15 protein-coding genes are annotated in these 22,029 nt (G+C 63.1%); 2 read left to right on the top strand and 13 right to left on the bottom strand.

The annotated features are described in order from the left end of the window. Positions 1–65: 65 nt before the first annotated feature. The 3 genes from H9658_RS00375 to H9658_RS00365 are packed head-to-tail and all read right to left on the bottom strand — an operon-like array spanning position 66 to position 5,433. Positions 66–1,745 (bottom strand): alpha-amylase family glycosyl hydrolase, encoded by a 1,680-nt coding sequence (locus tag H9658_RS00375; protein WP_225209650.1) that lies wholly within the window; start codon positions 1,743–1,745, stop codon positions 66–68. Next, positions 1,742–3,235 carry an MFS transporter gene (locus tag H9658_RS00370; RefSeq protein WP_191823969.1) on the bottom strand — a complete coding sequence of 498 codons (1,494 nt, stop codon included), beginning with the start codon at positions 3,233–3,235 and terminating at the stop codon, positions 1,742–1,744. Before H9658_RS00370 ends, H9658_RS00375 begins: the two co-directional genes overlap by 4 nt. Then, on the bottom strand, positions 3,232–5,433 hold the full coding sequence (locus H9658_RS00365; protein ID WP_191823968.1) for an alpha-L-rhamnosidase-related protein: 2,202 nt from the start codon (positions 5,431–5,433) through the stop codon (positions 3,232–3,234). The genes H9658_RS00370 and H9658_RS00365 overlap by 4 nt, the downstream gene beginning before the upstream one ends. A 259-nt stretch (positions 5,434–5,692) precedes the next feature. Here H9658_RS00365 and H9658_RS00360 point away from each other — a divergent pair, with 259 nt between their 5' ends. Further along, positions 5,693–7,786 carry a glycoside hydrolase family 97 protein gene (locus H9658_RS00360; protein WP_191823967.1) on the top strand — a complete coding sequence of 698 codons (2,094 nt, stop codon included), beginning with the start codon at positions 5,693–5,695 and terminating at the stop codon, positions 7,784–7,786. 602 nt (positions 7,787–8,388) lie between these two features. Continuing rightward, positions 8,389–11,142 carry a TonB-dependent receptor gene (locus H9658_RS00355; protein WP_191823966.1) on the top strand — a complete coding sequence of 918 codons (2,754 nt, stop codon included), beginning with the start codon at positions 8,389–8,391 and terminating at the stop codon, positions 11,140–11,142. Positions 11,143–11,718: 576 nt separating this feature from the next. Here H9658_RS00355 and H9658_RS00350 read toward each other — a convergent pair. From H9658_RS00350 to H9658_RS00305, 10 genes are all read right to left on the bottom strand, one after another. Then, positions 11,719–13,329, bottom strand: coding sequence for an alpha-glucosidase (locus tag H9658_RS00350; RefSeq protein WP_191824258.1), 1,611 nt, complete (start codon positions 13,327–13,329; stop codon positions 11,719–11,721). A gap of 474 nt (positions 13,330–13,803) precedes the next feature. Further along, a complete protein-coding gene (locus H9658_RS00345) occupies positions 13,804–14,313 on the bottom strand; it encodes a DUF4189 domain-containing protein (RefSeq protein ID WP_191823965.1) in 510 nt (169 codons plus the stop codon). Between the two features lie 24 nt (positions 14,314–14,337). Then, entirely contained in the window at positions 14,338–14,784 is a 447-nt protein-coding gene (locus H9658_RS00340) for a hypothetical protein (RefSeq protein WP_191824287.1), read from the bottom strand. Positions 14,785–15,042: 258 nt separating this feature from the next. Beyond that, positions 15,043–15,576: a DUF4189 domain-containing protein gene (locus tag H9658_RS23255; RefSeq protein ID WP_191823964.1), complete on the bottom strand. Its 534-nt coding sequence runs from the start codon at positions 15,574–15,576 to the stop codon at positions 15,043–15,045. A 4-nt stretch (positions 15,577–15,580) separates the two neighbouring features. Beyond that, positions 15,581–16,735: a type IV secretion system protein gene (locus H9658_RS00330; protein ID WP_406848090.1), complete on the bottom strand. Its 1,155-nt coding sequence runs from the start codon at positions 16,733–16,735 to the stop codon at positions 15,581–15,583. A gap of 114 nt (positions 16,736–16,849) precedes the next feature. Beyond that, positions 16,850–17,623: a hypothetical protein gene (locus H9658_RS00325; RefSeq protein WP_179565396.1), complete on the bottom strand. Its 774-nt coding sequence runs from the start codon at positions 17,621–17,623 to the stop codon at positions 16,850–16,852. 67 nt (positions 17,624–17,690) lie between these two features. Then, on the bottom strand, positions 17,691–20,159 hold the full coding sequence (locus H9658_RS00320) for a VirB4 family type IV secretion/conjugal transfer ATPase (RefSeq protein WP_179565398.1): 2,469 nt from the start codon (positions 20,157–20,159) through the stop codon (positions 17,691–17,693). A gap of 170 nt (positions 20,160–20,329) precedes the next feature. Further along, a complete protein-coding gene (locus tag H9658_RS00315) occupies positions 20,330–20,641 on the bottom strand; it encodes a type IV secretion system protein VirB3 (protein WP_179565400.1) in 312 nt (103 codons plus the stop codon). Beyond that, positions 20,634–21,035 carry a TrbC/VirB2 family protein gene (locus tag H9658_RS00310; RefSeq protein ID WP_179565684.1) on the bottom strand — a complete coding sequence of 134 codons (402 nt, stop codon included), beginning with the start codon at positions 21,033–21,035 and terminating at the stop codon, positions 20,634–20,636. The genes H9658_RS00315 and H9658_RS00310 overlap by 8 nt, the downstream gene beginning before the upstream one ends. Positions 21,036–21,110: 75 nt before the next feature. Continuing rightward, entirely contained in the window at positions 21,111–22,001 is an 891-nt protein-coding gene (locus tag H9658_RS00305) for a lytic transglycosylase domain-containing protein (protein ID WP_191824256.1), read from the bottom strand. Between the last annotated feature and the right edge of the window lie 28 nt (positions 22,002–22,029).

The raw sequence follows: 22,029 nt of genomic DNA, 5'->3' as shown, positions 1-22,029 counted from the left end.
TGTAGGAGCGGCTTCAGCCGCGACCAGGTATTACCGATAACGCCCGGTCGTGGCTGAAGCCGCTCCTACAGTGGCGGCTCCACGCCATCCTTCGCCGCCATCAGCCAATCCAGCCGCGCGCGCAGATCCGAGCGAACGATCGGCGCATCGGACAGGAACACGCGCACGCCGTGCGCCGGCACCTCGGCGCGCAAGCTGTCCGCGACCTCGACCGCGCTGCCGTCGAAACCGTCGCGCCAGGTACCCGGCTGCAGGTAACGGCGCACTTCCAGTGTCTTCGGCGCGTCGCCCTTGTTCAGCAGCACCAGCGCGGTCTGGGTGCCGCCGGCATACTGGAACACGCGATAGAACACCGCCTCGTCGCCGGACAGGCGCAGGTCGAGCTGCAGCCCGCGCTGCAGCGCCGGCGTGCGTTGCCGCAGCAGCGCGATGCGCTGCAACGGCGCGAAGATCGGGCTCTGCGGCGCCGCGTCCACCCGCGCCTGGCCGAAATAGTTGCGGTTGCCGGCATGCTCGGCGCGGCCGCGCATGAAGCCGGTTTCCGAGCCGTAATAGATCACCGGGATGCCGCGCGCCGTGAACAGCCAGTTGTGCGCATCGATGAAGCCGGCGTCGCTGGCGTCCAGCCGCGCCATGTCGTGGTTGTCGTAGAAGGTCATCAATTCGTACGGGTTGGCGTACGGGCCGCGCTCCAGGTACAGCGGCGCCTGCAATTGCTCGAAGCCGCCGCGCGCATGCCCGAACACCGTGGACAGCGCCTGCTTCAGCGGGAAATCCAGCACGCTGACCCCGGCGTTGCGCGCCCAGGTGTGCCCGGCGATCTTGCGCGCGTCGTAGTCGAAGGCCTCGCCGAACATGAACATGCCCGGCCGCTGCGCGCGGATGCGGCGCACGAACTCGTGCCAGAAGCTGTCCGGCATCCAGCCGATGGTGTCGATGCGGAAGGCGTCCGCGCCCTGCCCCAGCCATTGCGAATAGGCGCCGACCAGATACTCCATCACCGCCGGATTGCGCTCGTTGAAATCCGACAGCTCGGCCAGGCCGCCGCCGGTGTTGTAGAACGCATGCAGCGGGTTGTGCGCCGGATCCAGCCTGGCCGGCGGCAGGTTCTGGTGATCGGCGACGAGCTTGCCGTCGCGATCGAACACCTGGCCGAACATCGGTTGCCGCTTCGGCATCGTGTACGCCGGCGAGCCATGGTTGCCGACGATGTCCAGCACCACCTTCAGCCGCTGCGCATGCATCGCCTGGGTGAAGCCGGCGAAATCCAGGCCCGGGCTGGGCAGGTGTTCGTCCAGCTTGTAGAAATTGACGCCCCAATAGCCGTGATAGCCGGTCTTGCCGCGATCGCTCAGGTTGCTGCCCCAACTGATCGGCTTGCCGCCGGTGAACGCTTCGTCCGGATTGTCGACGATCGGGGTGATCCACACCGCGCCGAAGCCCAGCCCGCGGATATAGCCGGCGTTGTCGACCACGCCCTTGAAGTCGCCGCCCAGGTAGCCGATGTTGTCGCTCTCGCCCGGCGGCGCCGGCAGCGGGATGTCGAAGGTGCGGTGCGCGCCCCCCTGGTCGCGATGATCGTTGCCGGGATCGCCGTTGACAAAGCGATCGGTGACCACGAAATACACCGCCTCGCTGGCGAACGGTTCCAGCGTGCCGTAGTACTCCGCCGCTGCCTGCGCACGCGCCGGTGGCGCAACGGCACCCAACAAGGCCAGCGCCAGCAGCGAAATCCGATACGTCATTGCGTTGCTCCGTGTTCGGCGGGAACCCGCAGCACGCACAGCGCCGCCAGCAGCAGGCTGGCGCCGCCGATGCCCAGCGCGTACAGCGGCCGGCCGCCGAGCCAGTGCGTGAGCACGAAACCCAGCACGCTGACCGCGACCAGCTGCGGGATCACGATGAAGAAATTGAAGATGCCCATGTACACGCCCATCTTCGCCGCCGGCACGCTGTCGGACAGCAAGGCGTACGGCAGCGACAGGATCGAGGCCCAGGCGAAGCCGACGCCCAGCATCGACAACAGCAGCCACTGCGGATCGCGGATCCACAGGAACGACAGCAGCCCTATCGCACCCAGGCACAGGTTGAGCAGATGGCTGACGCGCAGGCCGACCGCGCGCACCAGCAGCGGAATGGCGATCGCCGCGAGCGCGGCGAAGCCGTTGTACGCACCGAACAGCACGCCCACCCAGTTTGCGCCGTCGTTGTACGCCGCCGAGGCGGTGTCGGTGGCGCCGTAGTGCGTCTGCGTCACCGCCGCGGTGGTGTAGATCCACATCGCGAACAGCGCGAACCAGGAGAAGAACTGCACCCAGGCCAGGCGTCGCATCGCCTGCGGCATCGCCTGCACGTCGCGCATGATCGCCGCCAGCATGTGGTGCGGCCTCAGTCGCGGCGCCAGCCATTGCAACAGTCCATAGCCGGCGACCAGGCCGGCCAACACGTACAGCATGCGGTCGCCGCGGCTCCAGAAGATCGCCGCCGCGCCGGCAAGGCCCAGCAGCAGCCAGATCGCCGCGGCGGCATCCGAACGCGGCATGGCTGTCGCGTGTTCGGCGGCGTGCGACGGCGGCGCGTCGTCGAACTCCTGCAGCGTTTCGGGCGGATACTCGCGCGTGCGCAGCACGGTCCAGCCGATGGACAGGAACAGCACCGCGCCGCCGAGGTAGAACGCGTAGCGCACCGTCGCCGGCACGTGGCCGGGCGCGGCGGTATTGCTCACGCCCCACTGCGCCAACAGCCAAGGCAGCATGCTCGCCACCACCGCGCCGACGCCGATGAAGAAACTCTGCATCGCATAGCCGCTGGCGCGCTGGCGTTGCGGCAACTGGTCGCCGACGAAGGCGCGGAACGGCTCCATCGAGATGTTGATCGACGCATCCAGGATCCACAGCGTGCCGGCCGCCACCCACAGTGCCGGCGAGTTCGGCATCACCAGCAGCGCCAGTGTCGTGAACAGCGCGCCGACCATGAAATACGGGCGGCGCCGGCCGAAGCGGTTCCAGGTGCGGTCGGACAGATAGCCGACGATCGGCTGCACGATCAGCCCGGTCAGCGGCGCGGCGATCCACAGCCCCGGCACCTGCTCCATGTCCGCGCCCAGGGTCTGGAAGATGCGGCTGGCATTGGCGTTCTGCAGCGCGAAACCGAACTGGATGCCAAGGAAGCCGAAGCACATGTTCCAGATCTGCCAGAACGACAGCGCCGGCTTGGCGCGCGGCGCGGTCCTCATCGGCTCACCTTCGCGGCGCCGGCCGGCGCGATCAGCAGCGCGGCGACATCGGCCGCATTGACCACGCCGTCGGCGCCACCCTGGCCGCCGGTATAGCGCGCGAAGTGCTGCAACGCGCTCATGTTGGCCGCAGGCGCCAGGCGGATGCGGCAGGCCTGCCCGGCCTTGAGCGCGAACACGGCGGCAGTGGACTCCTGTTCGCCGACGCTGTGCGGCATCACCACCGGCATGCGTTGCGGCGCGGCATCGCCGCATTGCAGTTGCAGCTGTTTCACCGCGGCGGTGACACCGGTATTGATCGGGCCGTGCGCGTTGACGTAGCGCAGGCTCAGCCGGTACTCGCCATCGCGCGGCGCGGTCCAACGCCAGTCGTCGGGTCCGCGCAGGCGGATCACGTCGCCGATGCAGACCGTGGGGCTGTGCAGCGACTCCCAATGCGCATCGCGGCGGGTCAGGCTCAGGCACTGCACGTCCTCGCGCAACGGCAGGCGCACGCCGTCGGCGGCGCCTGGCCGGCGCTGTCCATCGACGTACAGCACCGCGTCGGCGGCCGCCGCGACGCGCCAGCCCTGCGCATCGCGCTCGACACGCGGCGCTGGCGGCGCGAGCGGGGCGAACGCATCGGCGGCCGCGAGCAGCGGCACCGGCGTGCTCGCCGTGTCGCGCGCGACCAATTGCACGGTGGTCACGCCATCATGGGTGCGCGTGTCGCCGGCCACCAGCAGGTCGCCATGCAGCTGCGCAGGCCGCCGCAGCACGATGCGCCGCTCGCGCAGCTGCAGCGCGATCTCGTCGCGCTCGCCGAACAACATCGGCACCAGGCCCACCGGCAACTTCGGTGCCACCGTTCCGTCGTCCTCCACCCCGAACACGCCTTCGATCACCATCGCCAGGTAGCCGGCCACCGACCACAGCTGCCGCGGCGAATTGACCACCGGCCCGCTGAGCGGGCCATCGTCCACATGCGCGGCCTGGCTCAGGAATTCGTAGTTCTCCATGTTCGAGCCGGCCAGCGCGGCGCCGCGCAGCAGCGAGCGCACTTCGAAGGCGATGCGCGCGCTGTCGTCGGTATGCCGCGCCGCGCGCAGCGCATAGGCGCTGACGAATGGCCAGATCGCGCGGTTGTGGTAGATCGGCACATCTCGCTGCTGCGGCCAGACCACCGGGCTGCCGGCCTCGACCGCCGGATAGCGCGCCAGCGCCTGGCGCGCGCGTTCGCGCGGCAGCACGTCGGCCAGCACCGCCAGCGACAGCCCCAGCAGGTCATAGCTTTCGTAGGCCACCGGATGCGCAGCGCTGCCGAGATAGCTGACGTAGGTGCCACGGTCCTCGCGCCAGAAGCGCTGCGCAATCGCCTGCTGCAGCGCATCCGCCCAACCGGCATAGCGCGCCGCCACCGCGGTGTCGCCGTGCTCGCGCGCCAGCCGCTCGCCCAGGCGCAACGCCTGGTAATGCAGCACATTGGTGGACAGCGCGAACGACTCGGCGATGAAGCGCACGTCGTTGCGGGTCCAGGCCGGATAGGTCTGCTCGCGCCAGTCCAGGAACGAGGTCTCGCCGCGGTACAGGCCGATGCGCGGGTCGAACGCGAATGCGCGATCCTGCGCCAGGGTCGCATCGAGCGCGGCGCGGGTGTCGGCGGCGAACTGCGCATCGTCGAGCAGATGCCGCGCAGCCAGGAACCAGACCACGCGGTCGCTGCTCACCGGCCAGCTGCCGCCCGAGCCGGTGTCCTGGGCCACGAACAGGCCCGGCAGCGCATCCGCGCCGCGCATCGCCGACAGCTTGAAGCGCAGCGAGCGCCGCGTGCGCTGCGGGTCCAGCCGCGCCAGCGCCAAATCGGCGGCATAGCTGACGTCGCGGGTCCACACGTAGGGCCAGCGTTCGCCGGTCTGGTAGCAGTCGCAGGGCAGCGGCTTGCCGTGGTCGAAGGCAGGATCGCGGATCGCGTCGACCTGGTCGTCGCGCAACTCCTGCTGCGCCAGCGCGAACAGCGCATCGAACAGCGGGCTGGCGGTGTCGCTGCGCAGCGGCTGCGCCGCCAGCGTGCGCGTGCCCTGCGCCGAACGCAGCACGAAGCCGCCGTCGGCGGTGGCCGCGGCCTGCGCGGTCTGGCCGCGCCATTGCAACGACGTCTGCCACGCAGACGCCGACACCGCAGCACCCAAGGTGGCGGCCAAGCAGATCATCTTCAGCATCGAAGCGGCGGACCGGCTCGCGCCCGTCGGCCTCCCTCCCTCTTTGCCTGCATTGTGGGTTCGCCGCACCGGCATGCCGGCACCGCGGTCGCGGCCTCTTCTTCGAGAAGCGCTGCCGACATGGTAGACGCGCCGCACCGCATCGCGCGCATCTGCATACGTATTCATCGCGCAGGCCGCAGCGGCGCCGCAGCGCCTCGCTATAGTCGCCGCAGCTGCAACGGCCGCCTTGGGAGGGGACATGCCGCAGTTTCATGCCATGCCACGCGCGCGCCGGACCCTGCGCCTGCCGCTGCTGTTCGCGGCCGCGCTGTTGTGCACCGCACCGCTGCTGCGCGCGGAACCGAAGACCGTGGCCAGCGTGGACTCGCCGGGCAAGGTACTGCAGGTCGCGTTGCTACTGGACGACGGCAAGCCGAGCTACCGCGTGCAGCGCCTGGGCGACACCGTGATCGGCGAGTCCAGGCTGGGCTTCCAGTTGCGCGACGGGCGCCTGGATCGCGATCTGGCGGTGCTGGGGCAGGCCACGCGCAGCGTGGACGAGACCTGGGAGCAACCGTGGGGCGAACGCCGCTATGTGCGCAACCACTACAACGAACTGCGCGTGGAGCTGGGCGAGCGCGGCGGCCAGCGGCGCCGCTTCACGATGCTGTTCCGGGTCTACGACGACGGCCTGGGCTTCCGCTACAGCTTCCCGCAGCAAGCGGGCCTGCGCGAGGCGATCATCGATGAGGAACTGACCGAATTCGACATCGTGCCGGAGGCGTCCGCCTGGTGGATCCCGGCCGGCGAGCCGATCCACTACGAATACCTGTACCGGCAGACGCCGCTGAACCAGGTCGCGCTGGCGCATACGCCGATCACGATGCGCAGCCGCGACGGACTGCACATCGCCCTGCACGAGGCCGCCCTGGTCGACTACGCCGGGATGTGGCTGCGCCGCGGCGACGGCCAGCGCCTGCACGCGCAGCTGTCGCCGTCGGCGCAAGGCTGGAAGGTCAAGCGCCGCCTGCCGTTCGACACGCCGTGGCGCACCGTGCAGATCGCCGACCACGCCGGCGGCCTGGTCGACTCCAATCTGATCCTCAACCTCAACGAGCCCAATGCGCTGGGCGACGTGAGCTGGGTGCACCCGGCCAAGTACGTGGGCGTGTGGTGGTCGATGCATTTGAACCAGGAAACCTGGGCGACCGGGCCGAAGCACGGCGCGACCACCGCCAACACCCGCCGCTACATCGACTTCGCCGCCGCGCACGGCTTCCGTGGCGTGCTGGTGGAAGGCTGGAATCCCGGCTGGAACGGCGAATGGTTCGGCAACGGCGGCGGCTTCGACTTCACCCGGCCCACCCCGGATTTCGACCTCGAAGCGCTCAGCGCCTATGCCGCCAAGCGCGGCGTGCACCTGATCGGCCATCACGAGACCGGCTGCGCGGTGCAGCACTACGAAGACCAGCTCGATGCCGCCCTGGACCTGTACGCACGCCTGGGCGTGGACACCTTCAAGACCGGCTACGTCTGCGACGACGGCCAGGTGGACCGGCGCAATCCGGCCGGCAGGCCGCTGTGGCGCGAATGGCACGACGGCCAGTTCATGGCGCAGCATCACCTGAAGGTGGTGCGCGAAGCCGCGGCGCGGCACCTGTCGGTCAACGCGCACGAGCCGATCAAGGACACCGGCCTGCGCCGCACCTATCCCAACTGGCTGTCGCGCGAAGGCGCGCGCGGCATGGAATACAACGCCTGGGGACAGCCGCCGAACCCGCCCGAACACGAGGTCAACCTGGTCTTCACCCGCATGCTAGCCGGTCCGATGGACTACACCCCGGGCATCCTCAGCCTGAAAGGCCGCGACGGCCAGCCGATCCCGAGCACGCTGGCGCGGCAGCTGGCGCTGTACGTGGCGATCTACAGCCCGATCCAGATGGCCGCCGACCTGCCCGAGCACTACCTGCAGCACCGCGACGCGTTCCGCTTCATCGAGGACGTGGCGGTGGACTGGGACGACAGCCGCGTCCTCGACGGCGAGGTCGGCGACTACGTGACCATCGCGCGCAAGGACCGCCACAGCCGCGACTGGTACCTGGGCAGCATCACCGACGAACACGGCCGGGTGCTGCCGGTGTCGCTGTCGTTCCTGGAGCCGGGCGTGCGCTACCGCGCCGAGATCTACCGCGACGGCGACGCCGCCGACTACCGGCACAACCCGTTCGACTTCGTACGCGAGCAACGCGAGGTCGGCAGCGCCGATTCCCTGGAACTGAAGCTGGCGCCGGGCGGCGGCCAGGCGATCCGCTTCACGCCGCTGGACGCGGCGGCGGCCGCCGCCGACGGCGATCCAGCGGCACGGCGCTAGCCCATTCCCGCTCCGGACCGGATCGCTGGATGACGTTACCTGCAGGAGCGGCCTCGGCCGCGACGGACTTCACCGACAAGGCCCGCCACGACCCAAGTCGCCAGACAACCTGCAATGGCTCAGGCGATCGGCAACGGTCTGCTTCGGACGGATGACTGACGCATCCATGCAGCGCCGCCTTTTCCGTTCCCCGCGCATGCTGCGCGCGAACGCGTGCCGCCCTGGCCCATAACGCTCGTCGCGCCTGGTATCCGCATCTGTCTCCCAGGCATCTGCTCTCCCCATCGGCATGCGTCGGACTGCCGCGACTGCCTGCATGCCCCGCATCCACGCACTTCGCAGCGCGCTGCGCCGCACATTCCCGCACACCGCCTTTGCGATCACGACGCGCCCACGCTTTATCGCCGTACGCCATCGCCACCGTGGAATCGATTCCAATGCGATGAAACCCAGTGAATACGTATGCAGGCCGCGTTCGCGGCGGATTGCCGTGTCTACCATACGTCGCAGTCGCGTTACCGAACATCGGCAGCGCGATCCCTACATCCGGCCGATCTTCCGGATCAGAAAATTTGCACGACAACATTGCCTGGGAGGGGAAAATGTTGAACCACAAGCGCAATGCGCTGACGCTGGCCGTAGCCATCGCCATGACACCGATGCTGGCCGCCGCACAGTCCGAGACGCAGTCCGCCACCGCAGCCGCCGACGGTCAGGTCACCGATCTGGACAAGGTCGAGGTGACCGGCATCCGCCGCGGCATCGAGAACGCGATCGCGATCAAGAAGGATTCCACGTCCATCGTCGAGGCGATCTCGGCCGAGGACATCGGCAAGCTGCCCGACGTCAGCATCGCCGAATCGCTGGCGCGCCTACCCGGCCTGGCCGCACAGCGCGTGGCCGGCCGCGCCCAGGTCATCAGTGTGCGCGGCCTGTCGCCGGACTTCTCCACCACCCTGCTGAACGGTCGCGAGGTGGTCAGCACCGGCGACAACCGCAGCGTCGAATTCGACCAGTACCCGTCCGAACTGGTCAGCGGCGTCACCGTCTACAAGACCCCCGATGCCGGCCTGGTCGGCCAGGGCCTGTCGGGTACGGTGGACATGCAGACCGCGCGCCCGCTCAGCTTCGGCGAGCGGGTGATCGCGATCGGCGGCCGCTACCAGCGCAATTCGCTGGGCAAGGCCGCCGATACCGATCCTTATGGCAACCGTTTCAGCGCCAGCTACATCGACCAGTTCGCCGATCGCACCATCGGCCTGGCGATCGGTTACGCGCATACCGACACGCCCATTCAGGAGAACCAGGTGGGCCTGTACGAACCCTGGAGCACACAGAACACCGATAGCGGCGCGCGCCCGGGTGTGGCCGCCGGCACCTACTTCTCCGACGGCATCAAGGCGCTGCGCCGCACCGGCGACTCCAAGCGCGACGGCGTGATGGCGACCTTGCAGTACCGCCCTTCCAATGCCTGGACCAGCACGCTCGATGCCTTCCACACCGAAGCCGAGCAGATCGACACCGCCAACCAGTTCGAGCTCAACCTCAGCAACTACAACGGCGGCTACACCCCGGGTCTGGCCATCGCCGGCACCCAGGTCAACGGCAACGGCACCTTCACCGGCGGCACCGCCAGCGGTGTCTATCCGTTGGTACGCGGCATGTACAACAAGCGCGAGGACAAGATCGACGCGTTCGGCTGGAACAACGAAATCAACGCCGGCGCCGTGCGGATCATCACCGACGTGAACTACTCCAAGGCTACGCGCAAGGAGCTCAATCTCGAGAACAACCTGCAGCTGACGCCGATGCCGCAGCTGGACACGGTCGGCCTTACCTACCGCAACAACGGCTTCTCGCAGCTTTCGCCCGGGCTGGACTATTCCAACCCGGATGCGCTGTACATCACCAACACCATCTACGGCTCCGGCTACGGCAAGGCGCCGCGCGTGGAGGACGTGCTGAAGGGCGCGCGCCTGCAGGCAAGCTTCCCGATGCCCGAAGCGCTGCGCTGGTTCTCCGATCTGGACGTGGGCGTGAACTACGCCAACCGCGAGAAGGAAAAGCACCAGCCCGAAGGCAACATCACCCTGGGCGCGCAAGGCGACACCACCATCGCCTCCGACCTGCAGTACGCGCCGGTGAACCTGGGCTTCGCCGGCATCGGCTACATCCCCGCCTGGAACGTGCCGGGCGCGGTCTCGCGCTACATGGTGTTCGATCCCAGCGAGGATGCCTCGTACCTGGTCTCCAAGGCCTGGACTGTGCAGGAAAAAATCACCACTGCCTGGATGCGCGCCAACATCGACACCGAATGGGGCGCGGTAGGCGTGCGCGGCAACATCGGCGTACAGCTGCAGCACGCAGACCAGTCGTCGCAGGCGAATTACTGGGATGCCTCGCAGCCCGTCGGCAGCGAAGTGCGGCCGATCGACGAAGGCAAGACCTACAACGACTGGCTGCCGAGCTTGAATCTGGCCTTCCAGTTCCCGCACGAGCAGACCCTGCGCTTCGCGCTGGCCAAGCAGGTCGCGCGTCCGCGCGTGGACCAGCTGCGCGCCTCGCTGGAATTCGGCGTGGACAACGCCACCGGCAAGCCCGGCGCCAGCGGCGGCAACCCAACCCTCGATCCGTGGCGCGCCAACGCCCTGGACATCTCCTACGAGAAGTACTTCGGCGCCAAGGCCTATGTCGCGGCCGCGTTCTTCTACAAGGACCTGAAGAGCTACATCTACACCCAGACCCGCGACGACTACGACTTCTCCGCCCTGGTCGCCGGCTACGTGCCGCCGCCGGGCTCGGCGCCGGTGCAGACCACCGGCACCTTCAGCGCGCCGTTCAACGGCAAGGGCGGCACCCTTCGCGGCCTGGAACTGACCGCCTCGCTGCCACTGGACATGCTGTTCGCCCCGTTGGAAGGATTCGGCATCCAGGCCAGCGCCACCTTCAACGACAGCGACGTCAAGATCCGCGACCCGGAAAGCGCATCAAGCGTGGGCGACGGCGAGATCAGCCTGCCGGGCTTGTCCAAGCGCGTCTACAACCTCACCGCCTACTACGAGCGCAACGGCTTCGAAGCACGCGTCAGCCAGCGCCGGCGCTCGGACTTCATCGGCGAGATCGGCAACTTCAACGGCAACCGCACCCTGCGCTACGTGGTCGGCGAGAACATCACCGACGCGCAGATCAGTTATACCTTCGGCGATCTGAGCAGCCTGAAAGGCCTGAGCCTGCTGCTGCAGGCGAGCAACCTGAGCAACTCGCCCTACCGCACCTATGCCGAGACCAAGGATCGCCCGCTGGAATACATCGAGTGGGGCCGCACCTATGTGCTCGGGGTGAACTACAAGTTCTAGGCCAACCCTCCGTGCCTGCAGCAAGCCCGTCGGCGTGATGCCGGCGGGCTTTTTTGTGCCCAGTACGCTGCGCAGCAGCGCCCGGCGAAACGCATCGGCCTGCCAGCCCAACTGCGCAAACGGCAATGCCCACGCACGAACACTGAATGACGTAGCGAGTGGCGCGCATGCGTTGCCCATGCCACACGCACCAATGCCCAGGGTTGTGTCAGTACCAGTGCCGGTGTCGTTCGCAACGAAACGGCCATAGGTGCCGCAAGAAACGCTTTCACCCATGGATCATGGACACGCGCGCTTCAATCAGGGCAACGGCTTTTGTGCACTGTAGGGCAACGCGAGCCGATGATTTGCAACCTGGTCGCGCTCTAGGCGCCCCAATGGCGGCAACATGCGGGATTTGGATATGGAACCGCGAGTAGCAAGCGGTTCGTGTACATCCAATGCGGTGACATCCAGGAGACAGGCGAACGTCCTGTGCCAGGGAGGAAATCTACACTCCCATGGCCCGACGTTGGCATCCATGCCGCTTTCGGCTGCCTGTCACGCAGGCAGCCGAACCAGCGGACTGCGCGGTGGCTACACGCCTTCCAGACACACCATCGCGTAACCGGGCAGCTGCAGGCCACCCTCGACCTTGCCTGGGTCGATGCCAGGCACTGCCAGCTGTCGCCATTGCCCCGCGGGCAGCGCCACTTCGGTGGCTTGTGCCGACAGATTGAACGCCAACAGCAGCGTCTGCCGCGCATGCCGGCGCTGAAACATCAACACCGGCTCGGCGGTCTCGACGAACGCGATATCGCCTTCGCGCAAAGCTGCATGCCGTTTGCGCCAGGCCTGGAACTGCTGGAACGCGATCAACACCGAATGCGGATCGGCCAGTTGCGCCGCCACCGACTGCGCGCGATGCGCTGGCGCCACCGGTAGCCATGGCTTCCCGGTGCTGAAGCCGGCTTGTGCGCTGTCGTCCCACGGCATCGGCGTACGGCATCCATCGCGCCCCTTGAAGCTCGGCCAAAATGCGATGCCATACGGGTCCTGCAGCGCCTCGAACGGGACCTCGGCCTCGCCCAGGCCCAACTCCTCGCCCTGATAGACGCACACCGAACCGCGCAACGAGCACAGCAACGCGATCAGCAGCCGCGCGAACGCAGGCGTCTGCGCGCCCTGCCCCCAGCGCGTTACCGCACGCTGCACATCGTGGTTGGAAATCGCCCAACACGGCCAACCTTCGGTCATCGCCACTTCGAGACTCGACACCGTCTCGCGGATGTAGCGTGCGCTGAAATCGTCGGTCAACAGCTCGAAGCTGTAGCCCATGTGCAGATGCCCGGCCCGCGTATATTCGGCGGTGGTGGCGAGCGAGTCCTCGGACGAGATCTCGCCCAGGCTCACCGTCCCGGGATAGCGATCGAGCAGACCGCGCAGCTTCTGCAGGAACGGCAGGTTCTCCGCCTGCGTGTTGTTGTAGTAGTGGTACTGGAACGCATACGGATTGTCGGGACTGAAGCCCCGCCCCACGCGCTTTTCCGGGGGCTTTGGCGGATTGTCCCGCAGCAACGGATCGTGGAAGCAGAAATTGATCGCATCCAGCCGGAACCCATCCACCCCGCGCGCAAGCCAGAACTCGACATTGTCCAACGTGGCCTGCTGCACCTCGGGATTGTGGAAGTTGAGGTCCGGCTGCGACGACAGGAAGTTGTGCAGGTAGTACTGGCCACGACGCGGCTCCCACTGCCAGGCGACGCCGCCGAAGATCGACATCCAGTTGTTCGGCGGGGTGCCATCCTCGCGCGCGTCCGCCCAGACGTACCAGTCGGCCTTGGGATTGTCGCGGCTCTGGCGGCTTTCCTTGAACCACGCATGCTCCACCGACGTGTGGCTGAGCACCTGATCGATCATCACCTTCAAGCCCAGCGCATGCGCCTTGGCCAGCAAGCGATCGAAGTCGTCCATCGTGCCGAACAGCGGATCGACCTCGCGATAGTCGGCGATGTCGTAGCCGAAATCGGCCATCGGCGACTTGAAGAACGGCGAGATCCAGATCGCGTCAACGCCAAGCGATGCGATGTAGTCCAACTTGCGAACGATGCCGGGCAGATCGCCGATACCATCGCCGTTCGCATCGAGAAAGCTACGCGGATAGATCTGATAGATGACGGCACCGCGCCACCATGGAGCCTGAGTCATGCAACGCCCCCCTTCGGGCAGAGATCGCGCGCGCAGTGGGCACGCGGAAAGCTGCGTTAGGGTAACGTCGATGTGCGAATTGCAAAGGTGCTTGCATACGTATTCAGCGTATCGATGGCTGGTGCGTAAGGCCATCGTCCTTTGGCCCAATCGGCGGCAAGGACAACATGCTAGCGCCTACGATGTCGGCGCCGATGCAAAAAATTCAACGCAGCCGCTAGCAGTCGTTACGGATTGGGCGAGCGGATCAAAAATCATAGCTTCTGGTTCAGCTGCTGATCTCTACCGCAGCCTCAATCAGGCATAGCACCAAAAATCAATAGCTTCTAAAAACAGGATTTGAACACTCTGAAACGGTAACCTTGCAATACTTACCCGCCGTCTCGACCCCGCATTTATCCATCGCTCTCTGTGATGCAATTTCCATGGTCGCCGCAGTTAACCAATTTAATTTACCAACCCAATTGGCATCACCTAATAGCGACGAAACACAGGCATACTACAAGCCGAATAAATCACGGAACATTCTGAAGATTTATTGGCTTTCTTACAATCCTTTTCAGCTATTGCAGTTGCGACTTTTACATTTTTTCCTGGTCGAGTCACAGGAGCGCCACCACGCTCCACCCCATTCACCGAAGGCGCAAGTATGGCGACACACTGATTAGAATACGACATCACAATGCCGCAGTTCGCGCTACCCAAAGACCGGCATTTTTCCAAAGCATCATTGATGGCGTCTTCTTTCGAAGTCTTGTTGGCTGCCACTCCTGTATTTCCCGAAGTAGACATATCGGCAGCAACAGCACCGAATCTACTGTCCCATTCTCCAGCAGGCTGAGGGGGCGGTGGATCCACATAGCTAACCGAAGGCCCACATGTTGCACTGCCTGCTGTCGTACCAACCGGGCAGGCAGTTTGTGCTAGTGCACTTCCGGCAAAATAACCTGAGGCAAATAAAAAAACCGCAAGAAAATTTTTCATATAAATCACCTCAGAAAAACGCCATTACCCAACATCACCACCTGGCTTCTTTCCAGCCAACCCCATGTTTCTATTATTATAATTGAGATCCGGACCATCGGAGCCCGCTACTCGGCTTCCATAAGTATTGACTGGATTAGTACCCACGCCATTATTTTGAACTTGCGCCTGCCCCAGATCCGAGGCACCTTGCGTTTGGCGAGGTACATAAGCCCCTCCCGGCCCAGCCGGCACCGCACCACCACCAGCACCCATCGCCGAATACGGGCTGAACTGGCCCAGCACGCCTTGGAAGAATGCAGCCGCCATCGGGGGCGCAGCACAACCAGTAATGCAGTTATTCAATACCTTTGATTCCGCATCCTCCTTTGAAAGCATCTTGGAACTGACCCCAGTGTCGCCATTAGGAGCCGTGGCGATTGCACCCCAGGTTTTAATCCACTCACCACTAGGGGAGGGAGGAGGTTGCACAATTTCACTCCCGAGGATTGACGAAGGGCCACATTGCGCCGAACCCACAGCGACACCAACAGGACACGCAGTTTGCGCGAACGCCCATAACGGAATGAAGGCGACAAAAAGGATAAAACATAAAAATTTAACTTAATAGCCATTTTCCGCCAAAAATCAAAATGCGAGAAATATTTAACAGGCTATCAAACAATTCCTTGCACCCAGCAAACTGCAACACAGCAACACAGCAACACAACAAATAAGACACCACCTAAATCAGTATTTATGAAAAACAGCCTGACTGCATCCAGAATATATAATTACACAACTATCCACATTAGAAGAATTATATTTCATGCATGCAGATTTTGCCGCTTGTTGCGCGACAGAACTGTCCTTTCCAGACCTCGAAGCCGGATTTCCCTTGGCAGGCGAACCATTATGGTATGGAGAAGCGATAGCTGCGCACTGATTTGCGTACCACATGTCAACCTTGCACTGACCTCCACCAAGAGACTTGCATTGGGCCAGCGCCTCTTTTAGCGCCTCCTCTTTCGATTCCTTTTTTTCCGCAACTCCGATGTTGCCTGTTCCAGTCGTATCACTAGCAACAGCTCCCCATTTCGTCTCCCACTCACCAGATGGCGTAGGAGGCGGCGGTTCTACATAGCTTGCGCCAGGACCAGGTCCACAGAGAGCACTACCAGGAGCTACTCCCGTGGGACAAGCTGTTTGGGCATTGGCAAAAAAACTAAATGACGAAATTATCACCAATAAACATGCATTTGAAAAAAAGCATAACCTATTCATACAATTAACCTAAATCTTGATTCCGAGGTCGATTTGCAGCCCCCATAACTCCAGTAGAACCTGAATCGGGCGTAGAAGTATTCATGGCGACTCGCGCACCTTGCCCTTGCGGCTGTTGCCCAGAATTCAATTCTGAAAGGTTGTTATTTTGAGCCTGAGGAGTCCGAGGGACGAACGAACCTCCAGGCCCAGCCGGCACAGCAGCCGCACCACCACCAGCACCCATCGCCGAGTACGGACTGAACTGGCCCAGCACGCCTTGGAAGAATGCAGCCGCCATCGGGGGCGCAGTCACAACCAGTGTCGTCATCACCAAGCCCAACCCTCCTTGCTGCAGCGACATGCTGCTGATGCCCTCGCCGGAAAGACTCCAACCATTTGCAGCCCATTTGGTAACGAATGCCAAAGCCACTGCCCCCACCACTTTGGTGGTGATCGCGACCATCACGCTCAATACCGACAACGAAAAAACCGTACCGATTCCGTAATACAGCCATTTGCTGAAGAGCTGCTTCGTGGCATTGAATAGCAGACACATGATGAACAGCGGCCCAAAACCAATGAACAGCGCCATCGCGATCTTGTTCAGCAGCAGCATCGAGCCGGCGACCACGCCCGGTCCGGCGATGCCCAGACCCATGAACCAGCGCGCCCGGGTCTTGTCGTCCTCCTGCTCCTTGTTGCCGGCCGCTTGCAACGCATCGATACTCGCCAATGCCGTCTGCATGAGCAGAAGGTTCTGGTCGATCTTGTCGTAAGGACTGTCGTCATCACCGGTGACTACCTGGGTGATCTCCTTGCTCAGTCCATCGGTCAGCGTCCAGTACAGCTTGGAGGAGCCAGTTGCCATGCTGGTTGCCAAGGCGATGATCAACGTGGCGCGCAGCGCTGTCACCACCATCGCCATCGCCGAATCGCGCGCCTGGCCTGTGACAATCCGATACCCCTGCAACAGGATCCACAAGGTCAGCACGGTCAATGCGATGGCACCCATCCACATCGTGGTGCGCTGCAGAAGCGCCCATTGGAAGATGTCGATCTCGTCGCGCAAATAATCGTTGATCAGCGAAAAGAACGCATAGTTGGCCATGTTGCCAAGAAAGGAGCTGAGCGCCCCACCAAGTGCGGCATCCATAAAACCAGTGGTCGTGTTAAACATGTTGGATCTTCCATGCGGGCGAGGTAGCACCCGAACCTTTGTTCAATTCGGAGATGGGCTTGGGCGGCACATCCATGCACAATGAGCGAGCGACATATTTCAAGCGGTTTCGCTTCACTTTTCGAAGCTCAGCGTTTGCATCCCGGACGGCTTGCTGCTCTTGACACCTTCGAGCGCTCCCTTCATCACCATACCGGCCACAGATGCCTTGGCCAGATCGGCGATCGGACCAGGCAAGTCCTCGAACCAACCATTGGGGCTCTTCTTCTTGCCCTTCATCGCGGCATCGGTCTGGTCGGCCTGCTCTTTCTGCAGATACTTGAGCCGGATCTCGTACGCGAACATCGCAGATTCCATCTGCTGACGATCGATATCCATCAAGGTCTTAAGCGCGATCAGCTTGTTGGTGTTGTCCTCCAGCTTGCCGATCTCGTTCTCTGCGATGTTGTTGCGCTCTTTCTCCAGATCGCGGAGGCGCTGCAGCCGCTTGGTCGTGATCTCGTACATGGCAACCATGTAGTTGTACTGAGCGTTCCTAGTCTTCTGCATCAGCTCGCAGTTGGTCTTTTGCTCGTCTGAGACTGGTGTGCCCTGGGCTCCTGCACAGTTGGCGATGCCGTAGTCCTCCTCGACCTTTTTCGGCTTCGTGTCGCCATCTTTCAACGCCTCAACCTCCTCGCCGCTGGGCTTATCCCCAGAGGGCTTGGCGCCGATCTGGTTGTCTTCGCGGATCTTGTCGAGCTTCTTGTCGAGTGTATCCGTGTTGGTCTTGTTCTCCTCGATCTGCTTGTCGTCTTGCACCCACCACTGCGCGAACGCGGTCGACGGCGCCGAAGCACACAGAACGCAAGCAATCGTCAGCAGACGGAATCGAGCGAAGGATTTCATATTGTTGTCCATATAGACCTCACAGCCAGTCATGTAGAACGAAACGATTTTTCGGGGAATGCATCGATCAGGCGAGCGCCGCGGCGCCCTTGCTGTCGGATGCCGAGGGCCTATTCGCAGACTTGCCCGACCCCTTCCGCTTGGCATAGAACTCGCTTAGCCATTGCTCGGGCCGCAAGTCATTCTGCGCCACCCCGTGCTCGGCCGCTTTCTGCTCGAGCACCTGGTGCATGATTTCGATGTTGTCGGTGGATGCCGAAATGACCGACAGCGCGTCGTCCATGCCCCTCAGGTTGAGCTGGCAGACGGACGAGCCGTGGCCCTGCTTGACCAGGAAACAGCGCGAGCGCTCGTCCAGATTGACGACCACCTGGTACTCGGCCTCGGTCAGTTTGAGGCCCTCCATGTAGTCTTCCTTGCTCGCGTTCGGATTGGGCAGCAGGATCATCGTGGCGGTCTGCTCGACCAGCGCCGCGGAAATGTCGCTGGCCAATGCATCTTCCGGACTCTGCGTGGCGAAGATGCCCAGGCCGTTCTGCTTACGAATGGTCTTCTGCTTGTTCTTGGCGAATTCCTTGAGGCCGCCCTTGCCGTCCAGGATCTTCCAGAACTCGTCCATCACGTAGATCAACGGACGCCCGTCGATCAAAGCCTCGAGCCGGTGCAACAGGTAGTTGATGACCGGTACGCGCACTTCCGGGTTATCGATGACGTCGGTGTAGTCGAAGCCGATGATGCTGGCCTTTTCCAGATTGATGGTATCGACCGGATTGTCGAATACCCAACCCAGCGAGTTGCCCGCGGTCCATTTGCGCATGCGCGCATAGAGGCCGTCGTCGCCCATGTTGGGCAGGCTCTTGCGGAAATTGGTCATGCTGCGCAGCTGCATCGGCGTATCCAGCATGCCCTCGACGGCACGGAAGATGTCCTCGTCGTCGCGCGAGCTGTACTCGGCCTTGCCGGCAAGCACCTTGATCAGGTCCGCCAGGAACTGCACGTTGGCTTCGCTGCGCTCGCACTGGAACGGATTGAAGCCGGTGGGGCGACCATTCTCCAGCGCGAGATAATTGCCGCCGCAGGCGCGAACGAAGATCTCGGCGCCGCGATCCTTGTCGAAGAAGAAGATCGTCGGGATCGGATCGAACTTCTGCACCTGACTGAGCAGGAAGTTGATCAATGCCGTCTTACCGGTACCGGACTTGCCGATGACCATCGTATTGGCGATCGCCTTTTCGCCCAGCGAATTCTCCGCAGGGTGCGTCGCATGGAAATTGAAGTAGTACGGCTGGCCGTTGGTGGTCTGCAGAGTGGTGACGCATTCGCCCCACGGATTGTTGTCGCGCTTGCCCTGCGCGAAGTTGTGCAACGGCGACAGGCCCAGGAAGTTCAGCGAACTCACGTTTGCCAGACGGGTGCGATAGCGCCAGTTGCCGGGAAGCTGCGAATAGAACGACGAGGCGATGGCCAGGTCTTCCTTCGAAGAGACGAAGCCGGCATTGGACAGTTCGGCGCGCGTGGTCGCGATCTGTTGCGAAAGCTTTTCCTGGGTGTCGGCGTAGACCGCAATGGTGAAGTGGTACTCGCCGAGCACGAAATTGCCCGAGGACAGCTGATCCATCGCCAGGTCCAGCTCATGGATCTGGCTGACCGCCTTGTCGCCGGACGAGATCATCATGCCCTTGGTCCGATCCAGCACCTTCAGCGCATCGTGACGCCCCATCGGGCTGAAGGAATGCGTTACCACGTATTCGAAATCGAGGTACTTCAGCCCGTTCAGAATGCCCGGATACGTACCGTCGGTGTATTCCTTGATATTCAGGATGGCGCCGAAATGATTGGTGCCTTCGGGTGTCTTGATGACGAAGTCGCCGGTCTTGTTCGCAAACATATGCTTGCTCACCGGCAGGTATGCAGGCACCGGCGCCTGCAGGACCGGCACCGGCTCGTCGATCCGGTTGATCAGATAGCCGAAGAATTCCAGCGCTTCGGAAAAGACGACGCCGTTGCTGGCCTCGTACATGCTCAGCCGATACGGCGAGTAGTCCTTGAGCACGGCCTCGACGTTGCCGGCCAGCTCCACGATCTTGGCAATGGACTGATCCTGCTCCGACTGCAGCTGCGCCAGGTTGGCCGACTTTTCCATCAAGCGCTTCCCGGTGACGACCGGGCGATACAGCATGGTCAGATACAGCTCGTTCTGCATGATCTTCTGCGATGAGAGCGCGCTGTAGTACTGATCCGACAATTCCTGATTGAACGTCTGCTGGAACTTGCCGCGGGACTTGATGCGGCGGCGACGCCGCACGTCGTGCACCCAAAAGGCCACGTTGGCGAAGTCGGGAGCGCGCAAGGTCTGAAGCATGCGGTTGAAGGTGTTGTGGCGGTGCTCGATTTCCCACTCTTCGCGGCCGACGAAAGGCAGCCCGCCCAAATGCCAGGTCAACATGTAGTCCCCACCCGTCGTCTTGAGCACCGATGGCGCTACATGCGTAGAGATGGGAATGAACTCGCTGATCGAACTGTCTGGGATGAACATAGGGAATTACTCTGAATCCATTTCGTCTTGCCAAGGCCCGATTCGGACGAACCGGGAGTAGTCGAACGCGTACCTACTACAAAATTTATGCAACACGGTAAAACCGAACAACCCCACGCACGAAACGACTCGTTCGTGCATGGGGTTCAGGCACCGACACAATGCCGAACTTACGGCTTGGCGCCAGGCACGTTTCTCCGATATTCGTTAGGGGAAAACACCCAGGCGCCGGAGTAGCGCTGCAGGTTGCGCACGCGCATCCTGAACAACCAACGCAGCCCAAGCATCCTGAATATCATCTCGTCACGCTTGGTCATCTGCTGCAACCCAAAGATAATCACCGGGATCGACAACAGATACCAAAGATCGAAGTACATTCCCGCCAGCAAGCCGCCACCTGCGCCGATGAAAAAGGGGATGTAGGGCACCCCCATGAACATGGCGGGGCGCGTGCAGCCACGGAAAAGTACGTTTTTATGCATAGTGCTGCAGCGCCTGCTGGACGAGATTCATGGTCGTGGCCGAGCAGGTGGAACCGGTGTCGCCGATCAGCATCTTGGCCAGCTGTCCCGCGGCTCCGATCAATACGCCACCGATCAGGATCGACGAAACATCCGAGATGCGCTTGTGTGCGAACGCGATCTGGTAGCCGGCGACGATGACGGCGATGGTCACGACCGCGATCGAGCCCATGTTGAGCAGATTGTTGGTCTTGGTGAGGAAGCCACAGACCTTGCCGTCGGTACCGGCGTAATCGGTCGCGCCCGTCGCCATCGCCGCACCGGCGACCAGCAACGAACCTACGAAAATGGCGGCCTTCAGCGCGGCCATGCCGGCCATCTTGGCGCCCGTGGTCATTTCGCTCTTCTTGGACATCATGGTGTATCTCCTGATTGGAACAGAGGGGTGGTGATGGAAACGCCATTCCCATGGCGGTGCTGCTTCCCTACGCTAGAAGACAAAGGCGCCATCGCCGGGGGCCAGCGGTGGCGAATTCAAGCTCGGGACGGCCGGCTCTGCGGAACCACCAAGGGCCGAACCCCTGGCCACAGATGCTTGCGAAGCTGGATCGGCTCCGCCACCAGCAGGCACCGCCACTCCTTTGCCGGCGCTTGTCGGGCGTATTACATATAGTTCCGCATCGGTGCCGGCCGCTTGACCCATTCGCACTGCGGCGGCATTCGGTGCTGCATTGGAAAGCTGCGCTGCTGGATGCACTTGGGCAGGCGCTGCAGCCGCGGCTGGAGAAGGCTGGACCTGGGCAGCCAGACCGTTGGCAAGCTGGTTGGCGCCTGCGATGCGACGCGAGACGACCGAATCGATTTCGCGGACGACGGAGGCCTTGGCGGCCTGGGCCGGGCGGTGAACGCCGTTCGGCACGACGGCGATGGCTTCGGCGGACGCGACGGCGAGCGCCCTGCCCTGATTGATGGATGCGTAGACCTTCTGCACATAGCCGTGCTTGTAGCCGGTCTCGAAATTGCCCGAGTAATAGCAACTGAAGGACTTGCCCCAGTTGCCGCCGGAGCGGCCATAGCACTCGGCCAGAATCCGTGAGGCCGCCTGCAGGTTGGGGCAGGTCTTGAACGCCTTCTCGTACGAATCGAGCCCATACTTGAGCAGGTTGTAGCGGTTGACCTGGCCCAGGCCGAGAGAAAAATTGTAACCCTTGTCTTCGAGCATCCGTGCCGTGGCGACGGCCTCGGAGAGATTCTGCGGCTGGCGCACCAGGCGGCCCCCGACGACACCGATCGCGAACGGATTGTGCGACGACTCGACGCGCACGACGTGCTGCATCACTTCAGCCGGAACTGCCATTTCGGGACAGCTCAGTAGTTCCATGCCTGGCAACATGCCGTCATTCCTCCTA

Origin of the sequence: Xanthomonas bonasiae (assembly GCF_014836395.1) — a bacterium.
Taxonomy (GTDB): domain Bacteria; phylum Pseudomonadota; class Gammaproteobacteria; order Xanthomonadales; family Xanthomonadaceae; genus Xanthomonas_A; species Xanthomonas_A bonasiae.
Note: the sequence above shows the minus strand (reverse complement) of the source record. Positions and strands in the feature narration are given on the sequence as shown.